The sequence below is a fragment of the Nitrospirota bacterium genome (genome assembly GCA_016212185.1).
Taxonomy (GTDB): Bacteria; Nitrospirota; Thermodesulfovibrionia; order UBA6902; family DSMQ01; genus JACRGX01.
This window is the reverse complement of record JACRGX010000070.1, coordinates 21678-27818: the sequence shown is the minus strand read 5'-3', so window position 1 is coordinate 27818 and position 6141 is coordinate 21678. Positions and strand designations below refer to the sequence as shown.

Annotated in this window: 8 protein-coding genes; all 8 read left to right on the top strand. The window is 45.0% G+C overall.

Translation table 11 applies throughout. From position 1 onward, the window contains the following. Positions 1-67 precede the first annotated feature (67 nt). Positions 68-340, top strand: coding sequence for a hypothetical protein (locus HZA10_08580; GenBank protein ID MBI5196364.1), 273 nt, complete (start codon positions 68-70; stop codon positions 338-340). 95 nt (positions 341-435) lie between these two features. Next, positions 436-747 (top strand): hypothetical protein, encoded by a 312-nt coding sequence (locus HZA10_08575; GenBank protein MBI5196363.1) that lies wholly within the window; start codon positions 436-438, stop codon positions 745-747. 250 nt (positions 748-997) lie between these two features. Beyond that, a complete protein-coding gene (hemL, locus tag HZA10_08570) occupies positions 998-2293 on the top strand; it encodes a glutamate-1-semialdehyde 2,1-aminomutase (GenBank protein ID MBI5196362.1) in 1296 nt (431 codons plus the stop codon). After that, positions 2290-3402 carry a redox-regulated ATPase YchF gene (gene ychF / locus HZA10_08565; protein ID MBI5196361.1) on the top strand — a complete coding sequence of 371 codons (1113 nt, stop codon included), beginning with the start codon at positions 2290-2292 and terminating at the stop codon, positions 3400-3402. The genes hemL and ychF overlap by 4 nt, the downstream gene beginning before the upstream one ends. A gap of 73 nt (positions 3403-3475) precedes the next feature. Continuing rightward, on the top strand, positions 3476-3784 hold the full coding sequence (rplU, locus tag HZA10_08560; GenBank protein ID MBI5196360.1) for a 50S ribosomal protein L21: 309 nt from the start codon (positions 3476-3478) through the stop codon (positions 3782-3784). A gap of 33 nt (positions 3785-3817) precedes the next feature. Continuing rightward, positions 3818-4084 carry a 50S ribosomal protein L27 gene (rpmA, locus tag HZA10_08555; GenBank protein ID MBI5196359.1) on the top strand — a complete coding sequence of 89 codons (267 nt, stop codon included), beginning with the start codon at positions 3818-3820 and terminating at the stop codon, positions 4082-4084. 161 nt (positions 4085-4245) lie between these two features. Continuing rightward, the gene (gene obgE, locus HZA10_08550; protein MBI5196358.1) at positions 4246-5253 is read left to right on the top strand and encodes a GTPase ObgE; all 1008 of its coding nucleotides are present in this window, start codon (positions 4246-4248) and stop codon (positions 5251-5253) included. A 47-nt stretch (positions 5254-5300) separates the two neighbouring features. Further along, the gene (locus HZA10_08545) at positions 5301-6113 is read left to right on the top strand and encodes an alpha/beta hydrolase (protein ID MBI5196357.1); all 813 of its coding nucleotides are present in this window, start codon (positions 5301-5303) and stop codon (positions 6111-6113) included. The last annotated feature ends 28 nt before the right edge of the window (positions 6114-6141 follow it).

The window sequence follows — 6141 nt, the reverse complement described above, 5'->3', positions numbered from 1 at the left end:
ATATTGTATGTTTAATAAATATGCGGTCAACATATTATAACTTAACGAAAAAAATTTGGAGGGGAAAATGACAAAAAAGAAGATAGCTGTACTTGTCAGGGACAGAAAAGCCGAGGCATTAAGAATGTCTGTTGGACTTACCCTTGCAGATGACGAGGTGCATGTGTATATTATGGGTGACAAGATAGAGCCGACAGAAGACATATCGCTTAATCTGGAGACGCTGAATGACCTTGACTGTAAGTTGTTCTCCAATAACCCCGGAAATCCATACACGCAGATGACTACAGGGGACATAGCCAAGGCCCTGCTTGACTATGATGCGGTAATTCCTTATTAACATCTTATGGTATAATGTAATTTATAACCAGTTATATTATCCCGATGTCGTCCGGATAGCATAATAAGCCGGGCACATCAAAAAAGGAGGGATTAATGGCTAAGAAACAAAACTGCTGGGAGTTCAAAAAATGCGGCAGGGAGCCGGGAGGAGAAAAGGTAAAAGAACTTGGCATCTGTCCTGCAGCCACTGACGCCACCAGCGAAGGTGTCAATGAAGGGAAAAATGCAGGCAGGATTTGCTGGGCGCTTGCAGGAACTTTCTGCGGCGGAAAAGTGCAGGGTTCATTCGCACAAAAGCAGATTTCCTGTATGAGCTGCGACTTCTACAAAAAGGTCAAAGACGAAGAGGGGACCGAGCGCTTCAGGATATTAAAGCCCGGACAGGAATATAAGCCGCATAAATAAACAGCGCTTCAATTCCATTAAGCATTAAGGCTGTGTGGATGCCGAAGGTTCTTCGGCATCTGACAAGCGTATATTTAAAAACCGCATTGTTGCAACCCGCATAATAAATGAACAGCGAGCGTATTCCCAGCGAGCGAATGTAATAAAAAGAAATTCTTTACATTAGATTCCCTGTCCCGATGTGTCGGGACCGCAGGGAAGATTAATTTCCATTTAAAAATTACAAAGGTCTCTGCTATAATTAACGGCAATGCATAAATTAATTCACACAAAATCCAAAACACTTTTTAAAAAAGCCCAGTCCTGCATTCCGGGCGGGGTGAACAGTCCTGTCAGGGCGTTTAAGGCTGTAGGCGGAAGTCCTATTTTTATTGAATCAGCAAAAGGCTCCAAAATCTATGACGCTGACGGCAACGAATACATTGACTACGTGCTTTCATGGGGACCGATGATACTCGGGCATACCCATCCTCAGGTGACAAAGGCGCTTCAGAAGGCTGCGGAGAAAGGCACAAGTTACGGCGCTCCTACAGGTCTTGAAATAGAGCTTGCAAAGATGATACTCAAGGCATATCCCTCCATGGACAAGGTAAGGATGGTAAACTCCGGCACAGAGGCGACTATGAGCGCCATAAGGGCGGCAAGGGGTTTTACCGGAAGGGACAAAATCATAAAATTTGAAGGCTGTTATCACGGGCACGCAGACGGACTCCTTGTAAAGGCCGGCTCCGGCGCTTTGACATTCGGCGTGCCTGACAGCCCCGGGGTTCCTAAGGATTATGCAAAAAACACAATCACGGTTCCATTTAATGATTTAAATGCCCTGAAAAAAATTCTGGAGAAAGAGGCAAAGAATATTGCCTGCGTAATTATTGAGCCAGTGGTGGGGAATATCGGATGCGTCATCCCCAAAAAAGGCTTTCTTCAGGGGTTAAGAAGTCTTACTAAAAAATACGACGTGGTCCTGATATTTGATGAGGTCATGACAGGCTTTAGGGTTTCCTACGGCGGGGCGCAGAAGGCATATGGGATAAAGCCTGATATGACATGCCTTGGAAAAGTGATAGGCGGCGGACTGCCGGTAGGCGCTTACGGAGGGAAAAAAGAAATAATGAGCATGATTGCGCCGGAAGGTCCTGTTTATCAGGCCGGCACACTCTCAGGCAATCCGCTTGCAATGACTGCCGGCATTGTGACATTAAAAATTTTATCCATGCCCGCAGTTTATAAAAAGATTCTTGAAAAATCCGCAGCCCTTGAATATGCCCTCAGGGACGCTTCAAAACGCGCAGGGGTAAAGACAAAATTTTACAGGGCCGGGACTATGTTCTGCACATATTTTACGGAAACAGAGGTCGTTGATTACACAACCGCAAAAAAATCAGATACCGCAAAATTTGCAAGATTCTTCAGCGGCATGATTGAGAGAGGCATTAATTTAGCTCCCTCACAATTTGAAGCGGGGTTTATGTCGCTTGCGCACTCCGGCGCGGACATAAATAAAACCGCAAAAGCGGCTTATGATGTCTTCAAGAAAATACAGTGAAATTATTTATCACAGGCTTTTCCAATTCAGGCAAGACAACTGCGTTTAACGCCCTGACAGGATTAAATCTGCCTGCCGCGACATACCCTGCCCTGATAACCGCTGACACAGCGCCTCACAGCGGCATCGTAAAAATTCCGGATAAAAGGATAGAAAGACTGTCTTCTGTTTATAAGCCGAAGAAAACCACCTACGCAACAGTTGAATATGTTGACTATCCGGGCATTACATCAGGAGGCAATGCCTCGCAAAATATAAAGGTCTTTAATTTAATTAAAGATGTTGACGCCATTGTGCATGTAGTCAGGGCTTTTGAGGACAATTCTGTCATACATCCGATGGAAACTGTGGACCCGCTCAGGGATGTCAGGGCTTTTGAAGCGGAGATTATACTGGGCGACCTTGATTTTGCCGAAAAAAGGCTTGAGCGGATAGAGCTTGCGGCAAAAAAAGGAAAAAAAAAGGATGAGACGGATAAACAGCTTTTGAGTAAATGCAAAAATGCCCTTGAAAATGAAATATCCTTAAGAAATGTTTTATTTACAGATGGAGAAAAAAAGATTATGCTGGCCTATCAGCTCCTCTCAACGCTTCCGGAGATCATCGCGCTTAACATCGGAGAGGCAGATTTAAAGACAGACAAGGCAGTCAGGCTTCAAAAGGAAATTGAAGATTATTTCAGGGAGAATTCCCCGGATACAATCCCGCTGGTCATAGCGCTCTGCGGGAAGATAGAAATGGAGATTGCGCAGCTTCCCGGAGAGGAGGCAAGGGCTTTTCTTGACGACCTTAGCATTGATGAGCCTGCCATGCACAAGCTCTGCAGGGTTTCCTATAAAGCGCTCGGGCTTATTTCATTTTTCACTGTCGGGGAAGACGAGGTGCGGGCATGGACTATTAAAAACGGCACTGACGCCCAGAAGGCGGCGGGTAAAATTCATTCTGATATTGAAAAGGGATTTATCCGCGCAGAGGTTATAAGCTATGATGATTTTATAGCGTCGGATGAGAGCATGGTTACGGCAAAAGGCAAAGGGCTTTTGAGGCTTGAGGGCAGGAATTATCCCGTAAAAGACGGGGACATAATAAATTTTAAGTTTAATGTGTAAGATTTGACTTTAGCCTGCTCTTTATGTTTAACTATAAAGTCTAAGTTTCATCTATTTCTCGGAGGAAGGCATCATGTATGCAGTGATTGAGACAGGCGGCAAGCAGTACAAAGTTTCAGAGGGCGAAGTCCTCAAGGTAGAAAAACTCAGTGCGACAGGCTCTTTTGACTTTGATAAAGTCCTTATGGTTTCTGACGGAACCAAGGCTGCCTTTGGCAGTCCTTTTCTTTCATCCGCAAAGGTTACTGCCGAGGTTATAGGCGATGGAAAGGCAAAAAAAGTCCTCGTCTATAAGCAGAAACCGAGAAAAGGCTATAGAAAGCTGAGAGGGCACAGGCAGACTTATACTCAGGTAAAGATTAAAAGCATAGCTTTGACTTAAAATTATGCATCTTGAATCTTTTGGAGGCAGCATATGGCTCATAAAAAAGGTGTAGGAAGTTCAAGAAACGGCCGCGACAGTTCAGCGCAGAGGCTTGGCGTAAAAAGATTCGGCGGACAGCTTGTCAAGGCAGGACATGTCCTTGTCAGGCAGAGAGGCACTGTATTTCATCCGGGCTTTAATGTAGGCAAGGGAAGCGATGACACGCTTTTCGCAAAGATAAGCGGCATTGTGACCTTTGAACGCAAAGACAGGACCAGACAACAGATAAGCGTTTATCCGGCAGCTCAGGCAGAGTAAAAGGAAATCCCTGCCCTTCCCTTCCTCCTGAAATATTGGACAAAGGCACACATGCCGACATTTATTTGACATTTGATATTTGGTATTTGGATTTTGGAACTGAAAAACATACATGCCTCTGTCTTGCATCTTGCATCTCCCATCCTGTATCGTAATTAATCATGCAATTCATTGACCAGGTAAAAACCTATGTAAAAGCCGGAGACGGAGGCAAGGGATGTGTAAGCTTCAGAAGGGAGAAGTACGTTCCAAAAGGCGGGCCTAACGGCGGAGACGGAGGCAGGGGCGGGCATATCATATTCAGGGCCTCAAGAAACATCAACACCCTTCTTGACATAAGATATCACCAGCATTACAGGGCTGAAAGGGGACAGCACGGCATGGGTAAAGACATGCACGGCAAAAACGGCAGTGATATGATTATCCCTGTGCCCATGGGCACTATTGTGAAAGACGCACTGACGGATGAAATCTTATCTGACCTTACAAAAGACAATCAGGAATTCATAGCTGCAAAAGGCGGCCGGGGCGGGCTTGGCAATACCCACTTTAAGACCCCGACCAGACAGGCGCCGAGATTCGCACAGCCCGGAGAGCTGGGCGATGAAAAAAACCTCATCCTTGAACTAAAACTCCTCGCTGACGTAGGTCTAATAGGACTTCCAAATGCAGGCAAATCCACATTAATCTCCGCAATATCATCGGCAAAACCAAAGATTGCAGATTATCCCTTTACAACTCTGGCTCCTGTGCTGGGTGTTGTAAATGCCGGAAGGTTTAAAAGCTTTGTCGTGGCAGACATACCGGGCTTGATTGAAAACGCGCATAAAGGCGCGGGTTTGGGTTTTCAGTTTTTGCGCCATGTTGAAAGGACCTCCCTGCTACTTCATCTCGTTGACATTTCAGAGATGGCTGAAGAAGACCCGGTTGAAAATTTTAAAAAAATCAATCAGGAGCTTAAGCTTTACAGCCCCGCGCTTCTAAAAAAACCGCAGGCAGTGGCAGGTACTAAGACTGACTTAAAGGGTAACGGGAAAAAACTTGACCGCCTTGACCGCTATTGCAAAAAAAACAAGTATGATTTTTTCCAGCTTTGCGCGCCGGCCGGAGAGGGGATTAAGGGACTTGTTGCGTATCTCGGGGTAAAGGTGCAGGAGATGAAAAAATAGGAGAAAGAAACATTAATATTTCAGGTGATAAAGCCGGAAACCTGTTTATGTCACTACTCAGAATCATTGCTGTAGTATCGTCCGTCCTTGCCGCAGTCACTATCCTGCTTTATTTTCTTCAGGAAAAACTGATCTTTTATCCTCAGCATATCTCCAGAGAAACTGCAAATCATATCACTTCTGCTTTTAAAAACGTTAGAGAAATAACTATTCGGACACAAGACGGCACAAGGCTGCACGGCTGGTTTTTGAAAAACAGCAGCGGGAAAATATCAAAACTACTTTTTTATTTCGGCGGAAACGCAGAGGAAGTCTCATACATGGTCTATGAACTTCAGAGGTATAAAGACTGGTCGGCAGTACTCGTCAATTATAGAGGCTATGGGATGAGCGAAGGCGCTCCGGCTGAAAAAAAATTATGCAGCGACACGCTTGAGATTTACGATTATTTTCTAAAAAAACCGGATATTGATAACCCAAAGATAGCCGTTATGGGAAGGAGCTTAGGTTCAGGGGTTGCCGTTTATCTTGCGCGGAACAGAAAGGCAGACGGGGTTATACTCGTTTCGCCATTTGACAGCCTGGCAAGCGTGGGAAAAGGGATATTCCCGTTTCTTCCGATTCGTCTGATTTTAAGGCATAAATTTGACTCTGCTGTTTTGGCTCCTAAAATTAATCTTCCGCTGCTTGTAGTGACTGCATCCGATGATAAGGTTGTTCCTCCCTCACATTCAAAAAAACTTTCTGAAAAATGGGGCGGAAAGGTTAATGCCATAGAAATAAAAGGCGAAGACCATAATTCTGTCAGCCTGAGAGCAGAATATTGGGACGGCATCGGCAGATTTTTAGACGGACTGTAAACCAGTTGGAAAGTCAGTGTGGGGATTC

Coding starts and splice junctions, on each gene's coding strand:
- HZA10_08580 (MBI5196364.1), top strand. CDS start 68: ATGACAAAAAAGAAGATAGCTGTACTTGTCAGGGACAGAAAAGCCGAG.
- HZA10_08575 (MBI5196363.1), top strand. CDS start 436: ATGGCTAAGAAACAAAACTGCTGGGAGTTCAAAAAATGCGGCAGGGAG.
- hemL (MBI5196362.1), top strand. CDS start 998: ATGCATAAATTAATTCACACAAAATCCAAAACACTTTTTAAAAAAGCC.
- rplU (MBI5196360.1), top strand. CDS start 3,476: ATGTATGCAGTGATTGAGACAGGCGGCAAGCAGTACAAAGTTTCAGAG.
- rpmA (MBI5196359.1), top strand. CDS start 3,818: ATGGCTCATAAAAAAGGTGTAGGAAGTTCAAGAAACGGCCGCGACAGT.
- obgE (MBI5196358.1), top strand. CDS start 4,246: ATGCAATTCATTGACCAGGTAAAAACCTATGTAAAAGCCGGAGACGGA.
- HZA10_08545 (MBI5196357.1), top strand. CDS start 5,301: ATGTCACTACTCAGAATCATTGCTGTAGTATCGTCCGTCCTTGCCGCA.